Origin of the sequence: Agromyces agglutinans (assembly GCF_009647605.1) — a bacterium.
Taxonomy (GTDB): domain Bacteria; phylum Actinomycetota; class Actinomycetes; order Actinomycetales; family Microbacteriaceae; genus Agromyces; species Agromyces agglutinans.
Map to the genome: position 1 here is coordinate 128,687 of NZ_WJIF01000005.1, position 18,443 is coordinate 147,129.

The 18,443-nt window shown below is 73.1% G+C and carries 16 protein-coding genes; 2 read left to right on the top strand and 14 right to left on the bottom strand.

The window, feature by feature from the left end; genetic code table 11:
• Nucleotides 1-196: 196 nt before the first annotated feature.
• Together GE115_RS10570 and GE115_RS10575 are read right to left on the bottom strand one after the other, a co-directional pair.
• A complete protein-coding gene (locus GE115_RS10570) occupies nucleotides 197-1,831 on the bottom strand; it encodes an HNH endonuclease signature motif containing protein (protein WP_153684754.1) in 1,635 nt (544 codons plus the stop codon).
• Between the two features lie 83 nt (nucleotides 1,832-1,914).
• A complete protein-coding gene (locus tag GE115_RS10575; RefSeq protein WP_153684755.1) occupies nucleotides 1,915-2,400 on the bottom strand; it encodes an Lrp/AsnC family transcriptional regulator in 486 nt (161 codons plus the stop codon).
• Between the two features lie 297 nt (nucleotides 2,401-2,697).
• Between GE115_RS10575 and GE115_RS18850 the strand changes: the two genes are divergently transcribed.
• The gene (locus GE115_RS18850) at nucleotides 2,698-3,684 is read left to right on the top strand and encodes a GNAT family N-acetyltransferase (RefSeq protein WP_246190702.1); all 987 of its coding nucleotides are present in this window, start codon (nucleotides 2,698-2,700) and stop codon (nucleotides 3,682-3,684) included.
• A gap of 50 nt (nucleotides 3,685-3,734) precedes the next feature.
• On the opposite strand, the gene GE115_RS10585 is transcribed toward GE115_RS18850, so the two are convergent.
• The 10 genes from GE115_RS10585 to GE115_RS10630 form a co-directional block, all read right to left on the bottom strand.
• Nucleotides 3,735-4,370 carry a response regulator gene (locus tag GE115_RS10585; RefSeq protein ID WP_312855076.1) on the bottom strand — a complete coding sequence of 212 codons (636 nt, stop codon included), beginning with the start codon at nucleotides 4,368-4,370 and terminating at the stop codon, nucleotides 3,735-3,737.
• Nucleotides 4,363-5,622, bottom strand: a complete 1,260-nt coding sequence (locus GE115_RS10590; RefSeq protein ID WP_312855077.1) for a sensor histidine kinase — start codon at nucleotides 5,620-5,622, stop codon at nucleotides 4,363-4,365. Before GE115_RS10590 ends, GE115_RS10585 begins: the two co-directional genes overlap by 8 nt.
• Nucleotides 5,613-6,326 (bottom strand): ABC transporter permease, encoded by a 714-nt coding sequence (locus GE115_RS10595; protein ID WP_153684757.1) that lies wholly within the window; start codon nucleotides 6,324-6,326, stop codon nucleotides 5,613-5,615. The genes GE115_RS10590 and GE115_RS10595 overlap by 10 nt, the downstream gene beginning before the upstream one ends.
• A gap of 32 nt (nucleotides 6,327-6,358) precedes the next feature.
• Nucleotides 6,359-7,276 (bottom strand): ABC transporter ATP-binding protein, encoded by a 918-nt coding sequence (locus GE115_RS10600; protein WP_153684758.1) that lies wholly within the window; start codon nucleotides 7,274-7,276, stop codon nucleotides 6,359-6,361.
• A 105-nt stretch (nucleotides 7,277-7,381) separates the two neighbouring features.
• Nucleotides 7,382-8,275, bottom strand: a complete 894-nt coding sequence (locus GE115_RS10605) for a ferredoxin family protein (protein WP_216648819.1) — start codon at nucleotides 8,273-8,275, stop codon at nucleotides 7,382-7,384.
• Entirely contained in the window at nucleotides 8,272-9,489 is a 1,218-nt protein-coding gene (locus tag GE115_RS10610; protein ID WP_312855078.1) for a cupin domain-containing protein, read from the bottom strand. Before GE115_RS10610 ends, GE115_RS10605 begins: the two co-directional genes overlap by 4 nt.
• A 56-nt stretch (nucleotides 9,490-9,545) precedes the next feature.
• Nucleotides 9,546-9,803 carry a BatC protein gene (locus GE115_RS10615; protein ID WP_153684759.1) on the bottom strand — a complete coding sequence of 86 codons (258 nt, stop codon included), beginning with the start codon at nucleotides 9,801-9,803 and terminating at the stop codon, nucleotides 9,546-9,548.
• 110 nt (nucleotides 9,804-9,913) lie between these two features.
• Nucleotides 9,914-10,231, bottom strand: coding sequence for an ArsR/SmtB family transcription factor (locus GE115_RS10620; protein ID WP_153684760.1), 318 nt, complete (start codon nucleotides 10,229-10,231; stop codon nucleotides 9,914-9,916).
• On the bottom strand, nucleotides 10,228-10,707 hold the full coding sequence (locus GE115_RS10625; RefSeq protein WP_153684761.1) for an SRPBCC family protein: 480 nt from the start codon (nucleotides 10,705-10,707) through the stop codon (nucleotides 10,228-10,230). Before GE115_RS10625 ends, GE115_RS10620 begins: the two co-directional genes overlap by 4 nt.
• Nucleotides 10,708-10,776: 69 nt before the next feature.
• Nucleotides 10,777-12,030, bottom strand: coding sequence for an MFS transporter (locus GE115_RS10630; protein WP_153684762.1), 1,254 nt, complete (start codon nucleotides 12,028-12,030; stop codon nucleotides 10,777-10,779).
• A 121-nt stretch (nucleotides 12,031-12,151) separates the two neighbouring features.
• On the opposite strand from GE115_RS10630, the gene solA reads away from it, so the two are divergent.
• A complete protein-coding gene (gene solA / locus GE115_RS10635) occupies nucleotides 12,152-13,345 on the top strand; it encodes an N-methyl-L-tryptophan oxidase (protein WP_153684763.1) in 1,194 nt (397 codons plus the stop codon).
• 15 nt (nucleotides 13,346-13,360) lie between these two features.
• Here solA and GE115_RS10640 read toward each other — a convergent pair whose 3' ends face one another.
• Together GE115_RS10640 and GE115_RS10645 are read right to left on the bottom strand one after the other, a co-directional pair.
• Nucleotides 13,361-17,098, bottom strand: a complete 3,738-nt coding sequence (locus GE115_RS10640; protein ID WP_153684764.1) for a right-handed parallel beta-helix repeat-containing protein — start codon at nucleotides 17,096-17,098, stop codon at nucleotides 13,361-13,363.
• Nucleotides 17,099-17,276: 178 nt separating this feature from the next.
• Nucleotides 17,277-18,419: a M20/M25/M40 family metallo-hydrolase gene (locus tag GE115_RS10645; RefSeq protein ID WP_153684765.1), complete on the bottom strand. Its 1,143-nt coding sequence runs from the start codon at nucleotides 18,417-18,419 to the stop codon at nucleotides 17,277-17,279.
• Nucleotides 18,420-18,443 lie beyond the last annotated feature (24 nt).

The following is an 18,443-nucleotide window of genomic DNA, read 5'->3' on the forward strand; positions in this document are numbered from 1 at the left end:
CCTGGCATCCTGCACCTCGCATCCGGCATCCGGCACCCTGGCATCCGGCACCTCGCATCCGGCACCCTGGCATCCGGCACTTCGGCATCAGGCACCTCGCATCCGGCACCCTGGCATCCGGCGCCTCGCACTGGGTACGTGACAGGCCAGCACCTGCCACTCCAGCACAGAGCAACCGGCATCGGAACGCCACCGGTCAGGCCGCTGCGTGGTCTGCGGAATCGTGGGGTGCGGCGACCACAGGCTCTCGCCAACCCGCAGGTTCTGGCCCACCCGCAGGTTCTGGCGCGAACGTCGGCTCGCGGTCCAACGTCTGATGCGGGGCGGCGTTGCCGGCGCGCGGGTGCTGGTCGGGGTCGAGATGGGCGGGCGGGACGAACCAGGTGCGACCATCGCGGATGCGGATGACCCAGCCGTCGTCGTGCACCCGGTGATGGTGGTGGGCGCAGAGCATGATGCCGTTGCCGAGGTCGGTGGCGCCGTGATCTCGACCCCACCAGGCGATGTGGTGGGCCTGCGTGTGCGACGGTGGCCGGGTGCAGGCCGGCCAGGCGCAGCCACCGTCTCGATCGACGAGCGCGAGCTTCTGCGCGGGCGAGAACAGGCGCGCCGAGCGCCCGAGATCGAGCGGTTCGCCGCCGTGCCCGAGCAGGAGCGGCGCGATGCCGGCCGACATCGCCAGCTCGCGCGCGGTGGCCACCGAGACGGGCTGGTCGATGCCGTCGATCGTGGCGTGCCCCTGCCCACCGGCGAGCGCCTCGCCGGTGACGCGGGCGACCACCGTGACTCCGCGCAGCGCGGGCGGTGCATGCTTCGCCGTCAATGAAACCCTCGCGATATCGGCCAGCGCATCGGCGTTGAGCTGTTCGATGGTGCGGTCTTCGGTCAACAGCGCGTCTGTTGTTGATCCGCCCGGCCCCGTCGCCGCTCCGAGTTCGGCCGACGGCGCACTCCGAGCCGAACGGCCGAATCCCGGTCTCGCATCGCGCGCCCGGTGGAGTTCGGCGCCGACGAGCGTCTCGATCGCGAGCTTGATGGGTGCGCCGGTGGCCGGGTCGAACGCGCCGCGAAGGTTGATCATGCCGTGCCCGTCCTCCCAGATCTTCAGACCGCGGCGGGCGCGCAGCTCGGCCTCGCGCGGGCGAACCCCGTCGGGATCGAGTCGGGCCTCGAGCGCCTTGATCAAGCGGACCAGCCCATCGCTGCCCACCTCTGGCGCCCGCGCGACGAGGAACGCCTCGGCCTGCTCCGACTCCGCCCGATCGACCCTCGGCGCCACCTGGTCGAGGAACCTGCGGATGAGGTCGGCCGCATCGACGCACACGGTTCCGGCGGCGAGGGCCGCCGCCAGCTGCGGGTGCCTCGGCGGCAGCACCTCGCCGGTGAACGACGCCCGCCCGGCGGTCGCCTCGCCGACGGCGACCAGACGCGCCGCATCGGAGTACCGGCGACCTGTGACCTGCGCCAACAGTCGTTCGGGCGATGAGTAGCCCTGCGCCCGCGCCAGGTCGGCGCCGTCGCCGCCCCGCGATCGCGACGCGAGCTCGGCCGCGCATCGCGCCTGCACCCCCTCGAGCACACGGGTGAGTCGCGCGCCCGCCTCGACCACACGCACGAGTCCGGCATCGCTCATCGCACCGAGATCGGCACCGAGTTCGACACCGAGCCCAGCACCGAGCCCAGCACCGAGATCGACTCCGGCACCCGTGGCATCCGTTCGCTCGCGCGCCGACGAATCGCCCACCGAACGGATCAACGCACCCGCCCACTCGCTCACCAACTCGCGCCATGCCGCCGCCGCGAGGTGGAGCGCGGCGAGCGCTTCGGTCATACCCCGATCCTACCGCGTTTCGGGCAGAGTTTCGAACGTATGTTCGAATGAATATCGCCCGGCTCGAAGAGAGCCCGAGCGGCTCAGCGAGCCGGCCGCACCCACCCCGCGACATCCGCATCCCGCGGCGCCACCGGCTCGGAGAGCACGATGCCGGTCGTCGTGTCGCCGAGTGCCGAGAGGCGCTCGATGATCTCCTCCAACTGCGGGGTATCCCGGACCGCGATCGTGAGCTCGTAGCAGTTCTCGCCCGTCACGTGCACGCACGAGAGCACGTGCCCGATCGCCAGCAGCTGCTCGCGCATGCCGCGTGCAGTGCGGACCGATCGATGACGCGGCCGCAGCGAGACGTGCGCACGCAGCGCCAGCCCGAGCTTCGCGAGGTCGAGGTGGGCGCCGTAGCCCCGGATCACCTCGGATTCCTCGAGACGGCGAACCCGCTCCGCAACGGCCGGCCGGCTGAGTGCGACCCGTCGACTGAGCTCGGCGTAGCTGACGCGAGCATCGCGGGAGAGTTCACGGATGATCGCCAGGTCGACCGCATCGATGGCCGACGATTCTTCGTTCATCACAACCGACCCCCTCCACATCGACGGTGAATCGACTCGACGCCCGTCGAACTGGCACGTTCCGGCGAGCAGCCGGAGCCTAGCATGAACATCCATGAGAGCCACCGCGCTGGAGGAGTCGGGCCGCGTCCGCCTCGTCGACGTGCCCCTTTCGCGGACGGCACGTGCCGGTCGTGCCTGGACGGCGGCTTCCGGGGCGGCCACGACGAACCATCAGCCAGACGAACACCGACCCGACGAACCACCACCCGACGACACCGCCCCGACGAACCACCACCCGACGAAGAAAGGCACCGCATGCTGCACGAACCCCTCCTGATCGACGAACCGATCCACACCTCCCGCCTGGCGCTCCGCCCGCACCGCGAGGACGACCTGGACGACCTCCTCGCCTTCCACGGCGATCCCGAGGTCGTCCGCTTCCTCCCGTGGCCGGTGCGCGACCGGGAGGCGACCCGGGTCGCCCTCACCGCGAAGCTCGAGCAGGCGGTCCTGCCCGAGCCCGGCCGATGGCTGGTCCTCGCCGTCGAGCTGCGCGAGACGCAGACCGTGATCGGCGAGGTGCTCCTGAAGTGGTCGAGCGCCGAAGACCGGCAGGGCGAACTGGGCTTCGCCTTCGGGCGCGCCCACCACGGCCGCGGCTATGCCGCCGAGGCCGGCGCGGAGATGCTGCGCCTCGGGTTCGACCGTCTCGGCCTGCACCGCATCACGGCGGTGTGCCTCGAGGACAACCTCGCGTCGGCCCGCCTCCTCGGACGCCTCGGCTTCGCCCAGGAGGCGCGACTCGTCGACAACATCCGGTTCAAGGGCGACTGGTCGACGCAGCTCCTCTACGCGCTGACCGAGGATGCCTGGCGGTCGCCGACCGCCCAGGCGCCGACCGACCGGCGCGAGATCGAGGCACTGGTCGATGCCTTCTTCGCGGCCTTCACCTCCGGCCCGGACGTCGCCGCGCGCCTCGACGGCCTGCGCGACCTGATGCTGCCGGAGGCGGTCATCGTGCGCACGGGGGACCTGACGCCCGCCGTGTCGGGGGTCGAGGCGTTCATCGCACCGCGGCAGGCGATCCTGACCGACGGCACGCTCGTGGACTTCCACGAGCGCGCGCAGCCCGGTCGACTCGAGGTGTCCGGCGACTTCGCCCAGTGGTTCGGGCGGTACGCCAAGGCGGGGGTGCTGCACGGCGAGCCGTTCGTCGGCGGAGGCGCGAAGTCGATGCAGTTCGTGCGCACCGGCGCCGGCTGGCGGATCAGCGCCGCCGTCTGGCAGGACGACGCAGCGTGAGGCACGGCCCGGGCGCGAGCGCCGAGCGCGCGGCGCCGAGCGCGCACCCCCTACGCCAGCAGCCCTCGCTGGAACCCCACCGCGACCGCCGCCGCGCGGTCGTTGACGCCGAGCTTCGCGTAGATGTGCAGCACGTGCGTCTTGACGGTGGCCTCGCTGATGAACAGGCGCGCCGCGGACTCGCGGTTCGTCGCGCCCGCCGCGATCAGCCGCAGGACCTCGAGTTCGCGGTCGCTGAGCGGCGGCGGCGACTCGGGCTCGCGCACGCGCCCCATGAGCCGCATGGCCACCGACGGCGCGAGCACCGCCTCGCCGCGCGACGCGGCGACGACGGCGCGCATGAGCTCGTCGCTCGGGGCATCCTTCAGCAGGTAGCCGGTGGCGCCCGCCTCGATCGCCGGCAGCACCTCGCTCTCGGTGTCGAACGTCGTGAGCACGAGCACGCGAACCGCGGCGCCCTGCTCGGTGAGCCGCCGGATGGCGGTCACGCCGTCCATGCGGGGCATCCGCAGGTCCATGAGGATCACGTCGGGCGCGAGCGTGCGCGCGAGCGCCAGGGCCTCCTCGCCGTCGCCGGCCTCGCCGACGACCTCGAATCGGTCGTCGCCGGTGAACATGCCGCGAAGTCCGTCGCGCACGATCGGGTGGTCGTCGGCGATCAGCAGGCGGATGACGGGCTCAGGCACTCGGTTCCTTCCGACGCACGGCCGGGACGCCGGCGGCGATCGCCGTTCCGCCGCCCGGTTCGGACTCGACCTCGAACGTACCGCCGAGCCGCGTCGCGCGCTGCCGCATCGAGGTGAGGCCGAAGCCCCCGCCGGGCGATCCACCCGCCACGTCGGCTGCGCCCGCCGCATCGAACCCGACCCCGTCGTCGCGCACGTCGAGCGTGACGACGTCGTCCATGTACGAGAGCGTGAGGCCGACGCGCGTCGCGTTCGCGTGCTTGGCGACGTTCGCGAGCGCCTCCTGCGCGATGCGCAGCAGGGTGACCTCGGTCTCCGGATGCATCGGCTCTGCGGTGCCGGTCGTCACGACCTCGACGGGCACGCCGGTGAGTTCGCTCCATTCGGCTGCGACCGTCGCGATCGCCTCGGGCAGATGGGCGGACTCGAGCTGGGTCGGCCCGATGGCCTGGACCGAGCGGCGCGCCTCGGCGAGTCCGTCGCGTGCCAGCCGGGCCGCGTGGTCGACATGGCGGCGCCGGAGTTCCGCATCGCCCGCCTCGTCGGCACGCACCGCGGCCTGCAACTGCGTCACGATGCCCGTGAACCCCTGGGCGAGCGTGTCGTGGATCTCGCGCGCGAGCCGCTGGCGTTCGTCGGTCACGCCGGCCTCTCGAGCCTGCACGAGCAACTGGGCGTGCAGGCCCTCGTTCTCGCGGATGGTCTCCTCGAGCCGGGCCACCATGCGCGTGCGCTCGGTGCTGCGCTCGAGCGTCACGTCGCCGAGGAAGCTGAACACGCCGACGAGCGCGACCATCGCGACGATGAAGAGCACGTACGTCACGATCGCGTCGGGTCGCGGTTCGGGCAGCCCGCCCATGAACGCGGTGATGCTGATGGTCGCGGTCGCCGCGACGCCGACGAAGCGCCAGATCCCCGGCAGGTACCGCCACGAGTGGATGTATCCGGTGAAGCCGAAGAAGCTCGCGAACCACGGGTCGCGAGCGCTCAGCACCCCGATGAGGACGATGAGGCCGACGACGTAGACGGACCCCGGCGTGCGGCGAGCGCTCATCGCCCACATCCACACCGCGGCGAGCGCGGCGATGCCCACGGTGACGAGCCGTTCGGGCCACGGCTGCTGGCCCGTCAGCAGGGCCAGCAGGGTCGAACAGCCGAGGAGGACGTACGGCACGAGGGCGAGCAGCCGCTCGAGCTGCTGCTCGCGTCGTTCGAGCGACGAACCGGATGCCTCGATCGCGATCACTCCCACCGGAAGAACCGTGCCGCGGCCAGGCTGACGAGGATCGCGTACGCGGCCATGACGCCCAGCAGCAGCGGGTCGGGGGCACCGCCCGTCCAGACGTCGGCGAGGCTCTGGCGGAAGGCGCCCAGCGGGGTGAACTCCCCGATCCGCACCACGATAGCGGGCATCTGGCTCGCGGGCTGGATGAGGCCGGCGAGGAACGCCATCGGGAAGTAGAGCAGCACGCCGATGCCGTTCGCGGCGCGGCCGCTCGGCGCGAGGGCGGCGATCAGCAGGCCGATGGCGAACATCGACGCCGTGCCGAGGGTGAACACGAGCGCGAAGCTCAGCGGGTTCGCGGGCATCCGTGCGCCGAGGGCGGCACCCGCGACGGCCAGGAGCAGCCCGCAGCTGAGGACCGCGAGCGCGAACTGCAGCACGAGCTGCACCGTCAGCAGGCTCACGGGCCGCACCGGCGTCGTCGAGAGCCGCCGCAGGATGCCCTTCTCGCGGTACGTGGCGAGCGCGGTCGGCATGAGGTACAGCGCCACCAGCCCGATCGCGATCGCGATCGTCATGGGCAGCAGGGTCGTGTCGCCGGGCCCGATCGAGCTGCCGAAGACGACGAGGATGAACAGCGGGATGAGGAAGGTGAACAGCGAGCCCGGCTCTCGGACGAGCAGCTTGGTCTCGACGGTCGTGAGCTTGGCGGTGGCGGTTGCGGCGGTCATCGTCTGGGTCCTTTGCGTGCGGGGGTGCGTGGTCAGCGGTCGAAGCTGCGGCCGGTGAGGGCGACGAACGCGTCGTCGAGGGTGCGGGTGTCGATGCGGAGGTCGGAGACGAGCACGTGGTTGCGGGCGAGCACCGCAGTCACCGCCGTCGCGAAGTCGCCGCGGCCCGTGACGATCACCTGGGCACCCGAGCGCGTGACGGCCGAGACCCCGGGGAGGTCGCGGATGAGGTCGATCGCCGTGGCCGCGGCATCCGGTGCCGGCGTGAATCGCATCGCGTGCTCGGCGTCGACGGCGGCGATCAGGCCGGCCGGCGAGTCGATCGCGGCGATGCGGCCGTCGCTGAAGACGGCGACGCGGTCGCAGAGCTCCTCGACCTCGTCCATGAAGTGGCTGACCAGCACGACGGTCACGCCGGCGTCGCGGACCTGCTTGACGAGCTCCCAAGTGGCCCGGCGGGCCTGCGGGTCGAGGCCCGTCGTGAGCTCGTCGAGGAATGCGACCTGCGGGTTGCCGACGAGCGCCAGGGCGATGATCAGGCGCTGCTTCTGCCCGCCCGAGAGCTTCGCGAACCGCGTGTCGCGCCGGTCGGCGAGACCCCACTCGTCGAGGAGTTCGCGCCAGTCGCGCGGGTGCTCGTAGAACGACGCGTAGAGGTCGAGGGCCTCCCAGACCTTCAGGTTGTCGGGCAGCTGGGTGTGCTGGAGCTGCACCCCCACGACCTCGCGCAGCGCGGCGGCGTCGGCGATCGGGTCGAGGCCGAGCACGCGCACGGTGCCGCTGTCGGCTCGGCGCAGGCCCTCGATGATCTCGACCGTCGTCGTCTTGCCGGCGCCGTTCGGGCCGAGGATGCCGAAGATCTCGCCCGGCTCGACGGAGAAGGACACGTGGTCGAGCACGGTACGGCCGGAGTAGCTCTTGCAGAGGTCGGTGACGTCGATGACTGGCATGACTCGAGACTCGCGGAGTCGCGCGCGCGGCCCATCGACTGCGCGGCCACCGTCGCGCGCGACGGGGTGGATTCGAGAATCCACCGAACGGTTGATGCGCCGGGTTCACCCCTCGACGCGGATGCCTCGCAGGGCCCACTGCCGCACGCGCACGAAGCGGGTCGCCGCGCACGTCGACCGGAGCGGCGGCGAGGACTCCGCGACGAGGTCGACCACGACGGAAGCGCCGCCGTCGAGCGCGAGCCGCACGATCCAGCCGTCGTCCGTCGCGATCTCGTCGACCGGCGGATATGCCGCGATCCGCTCGTCGCCGAACTCCCGGCGGGCGTAGTGCTGCGCGGCCTGCACGGGGTGGGTCAGCGAGCTGCGTCCGCGCAGCAGTTCGGGCACGACGCGCCCGCCCTCGTACGCCTCGGCGATGCGCACGGGATCCCCGTCGTCGGCATAGCCCGAGTACAGCCCCTCGGGGAGGACCACCATCGTGCCCGCGAACCGGTCGCCGCCGAGGTGGGAGCACTCCCACGTCTGCTCGGGGCGCGCGGCGGCGAGCGCGGTCGCGACGCGCCGGCCGCGCACGGCGCAGCAGCGGTCGTGCCGGCCGTGGGCGCAGACCGCGTAGACGGGCTCGTCCGAGGGCACCCCGGTGGATCCGTCGAGCGGCACCTCGAGCAGGTCGGCGGCGTGCGCGACCTCGCCCCAGACGATGCGCTCAGCGCCCGGGCGCGAGTCGACGATCGCCCACCGCTGGGCCGGTGGCGCCGTGCGCCGGCCGGTGCGACGGATCGCGAGGATGCGCATCTCGGCCGCCTCGACCCGGCGCACGAGCGCCCGGCCGATCTCGCGGTCGAACGGTGCGTCGAGCAGCGCGTTCGGGCCCCACGCGGCCGGCACCTCGAGCAGGAACCAGCGCAGGCCGCGCGGCGCGGTGCCGGCGAGCGGGTCGCCGCGTTCGCGCGCGCCGTCGCTGCACGGCGTCCAGTGCTCGGGAGCGAGGGTCACCCGGATGCCACCGCGAATCCCTCGCGGACCAGTCGGCGCGCGACGACGAGGGCGCTGTCGGCGTCGAGGCCCGGCAGGTCGCCGACCGCGACGGGCGAGCCTTCGGCGAGCCGGCGCACCGCGGGCTCGGCCTCGATCGGCAGCGAGAGCGACGTCGTGCGGCCCACGACGCGGACACGGTCGCCGTCGACCTCGATCCGCGATCGCAGCGCCTCGCGCCAGCGGACCGTGCTCGACGCGTCGAGCGTCGCCAGGGCCTCGAGCGTCGCGAGCGGCGCCAGCGGCTCGGGGCGGATGTCGCCCTCGAACCGCCGCGCGAGCGCGGCCGCGGCGTCCGAGGCATCCGATCGTTCGAGCAGTTCGGCGAGCGCGTCGACGGTCTCGCGGACGATGCCGGCGAACGCGTCGACGTCGTCGAAGTCGACGCCGAGCGGCAGCGACGCGCGCAGCCGATCGCTCTCGCCGACGCGGGCGACGAGCGCCTGCACGACGTCTGCGCGCGTGTAGGCCGACATGCCGATCGTCAGGTGCACCGAGGTCGCGTCGCCGCCCGCGGTCGCGGAGTGGATCCAGCCGCGCGGCAGGTACAGCGCGTCGCCCGGGCGCAGCACGGCGTCGATCGCGGGCTCGTCGAGCGCCGCACGCGCGACGGCCTCGCGGTGCTGGCTCCACGGCTGCGACGCGAGCGGGTCGACGTGCACGGGTTCGTGGATGCGCCAGTGCTTCTCGCCCGAGATCTGCAGCACGAACACGTCGTGCGTGTCGTAGTGCGGGTCGAATCCCTGCGAGCCGGGCGGCGTGACGTACGCGTTCACCTGCACCGGATGCCCCAGCTCGCCGACGAGCGCGCGTGTGAAGTCGATGATGGGCGGCCAGAGGCGGTGGAGCCCCTGCAGCACGATCGTGGCGCCGTCCGCGAACCGCGCGAGCACGCGGTCGCTCGCGACCTGGTCGCCCACCTCGGCGCCGAAACCGCCCGAGCCGGTGTACGCGGAGGCCGGCAGCACCGAGCCCTCCTTCGCCATCCGGATGAACGGCGTTCGCACGCCGCGGCGGGTGACCAGCTCGTCGACCGCGTCGGCCGAGAAGAGGTCGGCGAAGCCGGCGGCGTCCGCCGAATCGCCCGCGCCGTCCGGGCCGTCGCCGAGTTCGCTCGCCCGCGACAGCAGCGCCTCGCGGCCCCAGTACCGGTCGGCGAACGTCTCCGTCGGCACCGCGATGCATCGCGAAAGCGCGGGCCGGAGCTCCGACCCGCGCTCACTCGCCGCCACTACGCCGATCCGTCGGCGCCGCCGTCGTGGCCCTCCGGGTTCGCGCCGCCGTCGGCGGTGCCTTCGCCGCCGGCCGCCGATCCGTCGGCCCCGCCGTCGTGCCCACCCGGGTTCGCGCCGCCGTCGGCCGTGCCCTCGCCCGCGGCCGCCGAACCGTCGGCCCCGCCGTCGTGACCCGACGGGTTCGCCCCGCCGTCGGCCACGCCCTCGCCGCCGTCGCCCGGCTCGTTCGTGATGTCGTCGTCACCGATGGACATGCGATTCCCCCTTCGCCATCGCCGCGACCCGGCGTCGCGGCACGTCTGGCGCCAGCGTAGCCACCGGGCGGCTCGCGGGCCACGGGTTGACAGTGAACGTCGGGCGACGGCTAGAGGCCCTCCGCGATCTCCTTGATCGCGGCGAGCCGGCGGTCCCACTCGGCGCCGATCGCGTCGAGGCGGCGCGCAGTGGCGCTGAGCTCGGACCCGATCACCCGGTACCGCACCTCGCGGCCGACCCGGATCGGCTCGACGACGCCGACCTCGGCGAGCACGGCGAGGTGCTTCGCGATGGCCTGGCGGGTGACGGGCAGGCGCCCGGCGAGGGCCGACGCCGACGCGTCGCCCTCGCCGAGCGCGGCCAGGATGCTCCACCTGGTCTCGTCCCCGAGTGCCGCGAACACCGGGACCAGCGCCTGCATCGTCATGCGCCGCTCTCGAGCAGGGCGACGAGCTTGTCGAGCTCCTCGTCCCAGCCGCGGCGGTGGCTGTCGAGGTTGGCGCTGGGATCGGAGGTGCGCTCGAACCCGGTCTCCACGACCGTGAGCTGCGTGCCGTCGGCCACCGGCTCGAGCGTGAACGTGAAGACCGTCGAGTGCTCGTCGACCTCGGCCTTCGGCGCGCCGGCGGCGTCGTCGGCGCCCCAGCGGTACGAGATCGAGCGCGGTTCGTCGATCGCCTCGATCCGCATCGGGATGACGCCGAATCCTTCGACCGTGATGCTGCCGCGTGCGCCGACGCCGGCGCCGTCGAACGCGATGCGCCCGAACCACTTCGAGAAGTGCTCGGGATCGGTGATCGCCTGCCACACCTTCTCGACGGATGCGGCGATGCGGATGGTGCGCCGGACGGAGAATCGGCTCTCGTCGATGACGGATGCCTCGTTGCGGGTCATGTCGACCATGATGGTTCCTTTCGTGGTGGTGGTGTCGTGGATGGCGCGCGTTGCGTGGTTCGGTGGTCGGATGCGCCATCACCGGCTGACGACGGCGTCGGGTTCGGATGCCGCGGCGGGCGCCCGCAGCCGGCTCGTCGCCCAGGCGGCCGCGACGGCGAGCACGGCGATGCCGATGCCGACGGCGACCGCGGATGCCGCTCCCCCTCGGTCGACCGCGAGGCCGCCGGCGAGGGAGCCGACCGCGATGCCGACGTTGACGGCCGAAGCGGGTAGCGAGGAGGCGAGCGGCGCGCCCGGCCCGGCGAGCGCGACGACCCGGTGCTGGATCGACGGTCCGGTCGCCATGCCGAGCAGGCCGATGCCGAACACCGCGATCGCGGCGAGCGCCGCGTCGGCGCCGAACACGAGGAGCGCGACGAGCGAGACGGTGACGCCGATCGCGCCGACGATGAGCGAGCGCGCCGCATCGAGGTCGGCGAAGCGGCCGCCGCCGAAGGACCCGATCGCCGTGGCCACCCCATAGATGAGGAGGAAGCCCGAGACGACCGAACCGGTGACCCCGGTCACCTCGTCGAGGAACGGCACGAGGTAGGTGATCGCCGAGAGCATGGCCGCGAAGGTCAGCGTGCTCACGGCGAGCACCGCGAGCACCCTCGGGGCGAAGGCGTGCCGGGCCTGGCCGACCGCTCCCCCGCCGTCGCGGGTCGGCACCGAGGGCAGTACCGCGACGGCCAGCGCCAGGATGACCGCGCCGGCTACCACGACCGCGACGAACGCGCCGCGCCAGCCGACGGCCTGCCCGAGCAGCGTGCCGACGGGCAGCCCGATCGCGCTCGAGGTCGCGAAGCCCGAGATGACGACCGCCATCGCCCGGCCGGTCCGCTCGGGCGGCACCACCGAGGTTGCGGTGACCATGGCGGCGGCGATGAAGAGTCCCTGCACGGCGCCGATCGCGACCCGCGCGACGACGAAGACCGGATAGTCGGCGCCGAGCACCGCCGGCAGCAGGTTGGCGCCGACGAAGACGGCCGTGGCCGCGATGAGCACGTGCCTGCGGTCGAAGCGCGTCGTGAGGAAGGTCAGCACCGGGCCGCCGATCGCGAGCCCCAGTGCGTTGGCGGTCACGAGCGCGCCGGCCGCCGGCACCGTCACGTCGAGGTCGACCGCGATCAGGTCGATCATGCCGACGACGAGCATCTCGGCACAGCCCATCACGAACGCCCCGGCGAACAGCACCGCCAGGACCGCCCCCGGTCGCACCGCCCCGCGTCGAGCGCTCGTGCCGCGCACCGCCGAGCCGCCCACGGGCCCGCTTCCATCCGCCTTCATCGTGCCTCCTCGTTTTCTGCAACCCGATGCTTGCAGATCCGAGCCACCATTGCAACCCTTGAGTTGCAGATGATTCCGGCATCGCTCGCCGCCGTGGTATCCCGTCAGCGAGAATCGACGCATGAACGCACGCACCGGAACCGACCGATTCGACGCCGATGTGGCCGTGATCGGCCTCGGCGCGGTCGGCGCGAACGCCGCCTGGCGAATCGCTGTGCGCGGGCTCTCGGTGCTGGGCTTCGAGCAGTTCGAGCCCGGCCATGCCTGGGGCGGGTCCACCGGGAAGACCCGCCTCTTCCGCGTGGCCTGCCTCGAGCACCCGGGCCTCACGCCGATCGCGCGCCGCGCTCGCGAACTCTGGCGCGAGCTCGAGGCTTCCGCCGGCGAACGCCTCTTCCTCGAGACCGGCGGCATCATGATCGGGCCGCCCGACTCGCACCTCATCGCGGGCACGCTCGCCGCCGCGGCCGAGCACGACCTGCCCGTCGAACGACTCGACGCCGACGGCATCGCACTCCGGTCCCCCGCCAACGCCCGGCTCGACCCGGGCGACGTCGGCGTGTGGGACCCCGAGGCCGGCATCCTCTTCCCCGAGGCGGCGATCATCGCGGCCGCCGACGCGGCGCGCGCCGCGGGCGCCGACCTGCACACGGGCGTGCGGGTGGTCTCCGTCGACCCCGATGCCGACGGCGTGACCGTGCGCACCGAGCGCAGCGACTACCGGGTACGCCGCGTCGCCGTGACCGCGGGGCCGTGGATCGGCCGGTTCCTGCCCGACCTGCCGCTCACGCCGCACCGCGTGGTGATGACCTGGTTCCGCCCGCGCGAGGGACACGCCGCCGCGCTCGACACGTTGCCCGTGTTCATCCGCAGCGTGCCGGGGCACGACACCTGGATCTGGGGGCACGGCGCCATCCCCGCCTCGGCCGTCACCGAAGCCGGCGCGGGCACTCCGGGCTTCGACGCCAAGGTGGGTCCCGAGTTCGACGGCCCGTTCCCCGGCGACGATCCCGACGCGATCGACCGCGTCGTGCACCCCGGCGAGACCGACGGCATCCGGGACCTCGTCGCCGCGACGTTCCCCGACCTCGAGCCCGAGCCGTCGGCCGCGACGACCTGCATCATGGCGCACACGCCCGACGGGCAGTTCCTCATCGGCCCGACCGCCGACCCGCGCGTGTTCGTGGGCGGCGGCTGCTCGGGCCACTCGTTCAAGCACGCCTCGGCGCTCGGCGAACTGGTGGCGCAATCGGTCCTCGGCGAGCAGCCGTTCACGGATGCCTCGTTCCTCGACCCGCGCCGCTTCGCGAGCTGACGGCGATACCCGAACTCAGCGACCGCCGCCGAACAGCGCCCGCAGCAGGTCGAGGATCGACTGCAGGACCTGAACGATGACTTGGCCGTGGGTCGGGCGGTCGACGGTCACGCCCGCCGACGTCGCCGTCACGGGCTCCTGCCCTTCGACCGTCGCGGTGACCTCGACCGACAGGACGTGTCCGACGTCGGCGCCCCGCGCGGTGTACGCCGGCTCGGCGCCCTTGCGGCCCTCGATCGCCTCGCCGTCGCGCAGCCACCGGTAGGTGATCGTCGCGTCGTCGTGCGTCCACGTGCCGGGGTCGGCCGTCAGCGTGGAGCCCTTCACCGGGTCGCCCGAGATCGACGGCGCGGCGAGGTTCTCGAGCCGCACCGTGACCTCGGGGAAGACCTCGAGGTCGGTCGGCTCGGCGATCGGGCCGAGGCGCGCGCCGGTCACCGCGGGCGCGGCATCCGTCAGCTCGAGCAGACCGTGCATCTCGACGGAGCCGTCGGCGGCGATCTCGGGGCGGATGCCGTCGAGCTCCACGGAGACGAACCAGTCGGCGGTCACGGGCGACGCGGCGCCCGTGTTCCACACGTTCGACGGGTCGGTCACGAGCGACGTGTCGGCCTGCTTCAGCGCGAGCACGTCGGCCTGCGGCGACTGCCACGAGAGCACGCCCGACGCGCGGTAGTCGGTCGCCGCGGCGTTCGTCTCGAGGCGCACGCCGCGATCGTTGCCGACCGACGTGACGCGCTCGACTCGGATGTCCGGGCCCGAGTTCGAGGTCACGCCCGTGGCGAGGTTGCCGTAGCTGACCGAGTTGCGCAGCAGGTGGTCGCCCGGCATCGACTCGCCGCCGAGCTTGAACCCGTTGCCCTCGCCGGTGCGCGCCGGGTCGGCCTCGAGCCAGCCGTTGTCGTACGCGACCGAGTCCTCGACGATCACCGTGCCGATCGGGCCCGTCGTCGACTTGGCGTAGAGGTCCCAGCCGTCGTCGATGTTGTGGTGGGCGATGTTCGAGCGGAAGACGTTGCCCTCGCCCACCGTGAGCTTCGCGGCGAAGCCGTCGGCGTCGTTGCCGCCGAGGTCGGCGTTGTTGTGCGAGACCGACGAGACGACGAGGTTGTCGCTCGGCCAGAGCGCCGGCGGCTCGGCCTCGAGACCCGAGATCTGGATGCCGGTGTCGCGGTTGTGGTGCGACTCGACCCGCTCGACGATGTTGTGGTCGCCCTGTACGAGCATCGGCTTCTGCTTGTCGGCCGAGCCGGTGATCTCGAGGTCGTAGACGTGCCACCAGTCGCCGCGGATGACGAGGCCGCCGTCGGGCGACTGCGACAGGTCGAGCACGGCGCGCGAGCCCGGCTCCGACATCAGCGTGATCGGCGCTTCGGCCGTGCCGTCGCGACCGCGTTCGGCCACGACCTTGCGCGTCGGCGTGTAGGTGCCTCCCTCGAGCACGATCTGCTGGCCCGGCTGCGCGAACGCGACCGCGGTGTGCAGGTCGAGCGGTGCCGCCGAAGTGCCGTTGCCGTCGGGGCGGCCGTCGGGGGCGACCCGGATCGACTGGCCGGGCTCGCCGAACGAGTCGACCGTCACCGTGAGCGGCACGTCGACCGGGTCGGTCGAGGCGACCCGCTCGTATTCACCCAGGTGCGGCTGCTCGGCGTCGGGCACGAGCCGCGCGGTGAGCTCGTTCGCACCCGGCTCGAGGCCGACCGGGACCAGCACCCGCTCGCCCGGGGCGAGCGCGAGGTCGTCGGCGACCACGGCGCCCGAGGCATCCAGGATCTGTCCAGTGCCGTACATGTTCGCGACCAGCGGCACGTCGAGCGCGAGGTGCGGCGTCGTCCGCGTGACGTCGACCGACAGGGTCGCCGGAACGAGCTCGATGGGCCGCTCCTGCCGCGGGTCGTCGTCGTCGGGGTGCACGGTCGTGAACTCCCAGTCGGTCACAGTCACCTGGATCTTGCGGGCGACCGCGAGGCCCACGTACGACGCGGCGGGGTTCTGCCGGTCGAGCATCTCAGGGTCGTACTGGATGACCTCGAGGTCCTGGCCGTCGCGGTGCCAGATCGCGTGGTAGCCCGTGTTCGACTTGCGCAGCGTGAGCTCGAACACGTCTCCCGTCGCGAACTTCGGGCCGGTCGCGTCGGGCCGCCAGTCGCGGTCGAACGCCTCGGAGTCGCTCATGTCGCGAGTACCCGCCGTGTTGTCCGTCGTCGCCCCCGTGTAGCCGTGCACGAACCGCGCGCCCGGCGTGCCGTCCTGCCACTCGCCGGCACCGGGTCCGTACGCGTACCGCGTCAGCAGCGCGCCGGCCGAGTTGAAGTACCGTGCGGCCGAGACGCCGGGCACGAGGTCGTCGACGGCGATCACGCCGAAGCCCGACTGGGCGTCCTTCGCGGCGGCGTCGTCGACGCGGAACGTGGCCCGCAGCGTGAAGTTCTCGGTGGCCGGGTCGACCTGCGTGTAGAAGTACTGGAATCCGTCCTCGCTGTTCGCGAGCTTCGTCGAACTGGCGCGGGCGTCGAACGTGATCGAGCCGTCGGGGTGCTCGACGACGGTGCCGCCGGATCCCGCGTTGGAGCCGACGTCGGCGACCTGCCAGCGCTCGACCTCGGCGGCGACGTCGACGTCGTAGGCGGCGCCCGTGGCGGTCTCGCCGCCGCGGTGCGCGACGACGCGGACCTGGTACGCCGCACCCGGGGTGAATCCGGGCACGTCGGCGGTCGTGCCGGTGACCCCGGCGAGCGCGGTCGTGAACGGCGCGCCGCCGGTGCTCGTCTCGACGGAGTACGACTCGGCCTCGGCCGACGCCGACCAGCTGACGGTCACCGTCGCGACGCCGCCCGAGATGGCGCTCGTGAGCGCGCCGGTCACGGTGGGCCCGGCGAGCGGCAGCGAGAAGTCGGCGACCGCGGCGCGGGCCGACGCGATGGCGGATGCCTCGCCCGCGCGGGTGAGGCGAACCTCGACCTCGTAGGAACCCGATGCGGGAGGCGTGAGCGTCAACCGGCCGCCCGCGCCCTCGGTCGCCGTGAGCGACTGGTCGAGCACCGCCCCGTCGGCGCCGTACAGCGTGGCGTAGGCGACGTCGCCGCCGTCGGCGCCGAGCACCCCGTCGTAGGCGATGACGAGGTTCGCGGGGTTCGCGGGATCGGGTGCGACCGACGTCACGACGGGCGCGGCCACGGCGCCCCATGCGGCGCGCTGCTCGGGGTCGAACGCTCCGAGCTGGGCGGCGTACACGTTCACGCCCGCACTCGGCGAGGCCAGCCAGTACTCGCCCGGCTCGGTGATCGCGAGGCGTTCGGTCGACACGGCCAGGCTGTCGACATCGGCGGGCGCGGGCACCCGGCCGACCTCGCCGGCCGCGTTGTAGAGGGCGACGGCGCGGTCGGCGGTGCCGCTGCCGCTGCGGGCGGCGACATGGACCTCGGTGGGCACGTCGCCCTCGGCGACGGTGAAGTGCAGCGAACGGGATGCCTCGGTGCCCGAGCCGTTGAGCTTGATGCGCTTGGTGAACACCTCGCCGCGGTCGGAGATCCGGTCGTGCGCGTCGACCGTGACGTTCTTGCCTGCGGCGGCGTGGATCGTGAAGTCCGAGCCGGTGTCGGTGATCTCGACGTAGTCGCCGATCGCGAGATCGTTCGCGTTCAGGGCCGTGGCGGGTCCGAACGCCGCCGCGGCGAGGGAGCCCGTCAAGGTGAGCGCCGCGGCGGTCAGGACCGCCAGCGAGGTTCGGAGGGCGCGCGTCATCTGGGGCATGGGTCTCCTCGTCGAGATCGTGTCGTTCCGCGTCGAACGGCCGAGAAAGCGCTTTCTCAGGGGGTATGTCTCGTACGGTAACCGCATTCCCAGATGCCGTCAAGAGCCGCGTCGACCCCGGCCCGCGGTCGGCAGCAGTCGGCGGCCGGCGGCCGCCGCCGCCGCAGCCGCGCGCGACTCAGGATGCGTCGGGCGTCGCGGCGAAGTCCGCGATGACCGCGGCGATGAGCCGCGCGCGCTCCACCATGCTGCGCGCCGAGACGTGCTCGGTCACGGCGTGCGCCCCGCCGCCTCGCGGTGCGAGCCCGTCGATCGTCGGATGCCCCGCAGCCCCGGCGGCGTTCGTGTCGGCCGCGCCCGCCGCGGGCCGGCCGCCGAGCGGTCCGCCGAGCGAGGCCGCGACGCGGTCGACCCGCGCGAGCAGGCGCGCGCCGTGCTCGCCCTCGCTCCAGGTCGGCCGGTGCGAGAGCTGCTCGACCTCGAGCACGGCCCCGTCGCGGATCGGCCGGAGCGCGCGGATGCCGCCGAGCACGGCGTGCTCGTCGTCGGTGCTGAGGAAGCGCAGGCCGACCTCGGCGCTCGCGCGGCCGGCAACGACGTTGGCCCGCCCGCCGCCCGAGATGATGCCGACGTTGCAGAGCACGGGCCGCCCGGAGACGATCTCGCGCAACCGGCCGAGCTGGTCGATGAGCTCGTCGATCGCCGAGACGCCGCGGTCGGGATCGGTGGCGGCGTGCGCCTCGCGGCCGTGCACGGTGAGCCGCACCCGGGTGCTGCCGCGCCGGGCCGTCTTCAGCGCGCCGTCGGGATGCGCCGGCTCGAGGCCGAGCACGGCACCGGCGGCCGCGGCCTCGGCCCGCACGTGCGGCGCCGAGGTGAGCGAGCCGTCCTCCTCGTCGGCGACCACGAGCACCCGCACCTCGGGGTGCGCGACGCCGGTCGCGACGAGCGAGCGCGCCGCGGCGAGCAGCGACACGATGCCCGACTTCGTGTCGAACACCCCCGGACCGCGCACGACATCGCCGTCGACGCTCCAGGGCAGGTCCGCGATGCGCCCGACCGGCCAGACGGTGTCGTAGTGGCTGAGCAGCAGAACGGGCGCGCCGGCATCGTCGACCGCGGGCAGCACCCAGCGCAGGTGGTCTCCGGAAGCCTCGGCGATGCGCTCGACCCGGAACCCGGCGGCCGCGGCATCCCGTTCGAGCACCTCGGCCAGCGCGTCCAGCGCGGCGGCGTCGCCCGTGGGGCTCTCGAGCCGCGTGTAGCGCTCGAGCGTCGCGAGCATCGCATCGAGGTCGAACGGATCGGGGTGCGCCGACATGGGTCGCACGTTACCCCTGCCGTG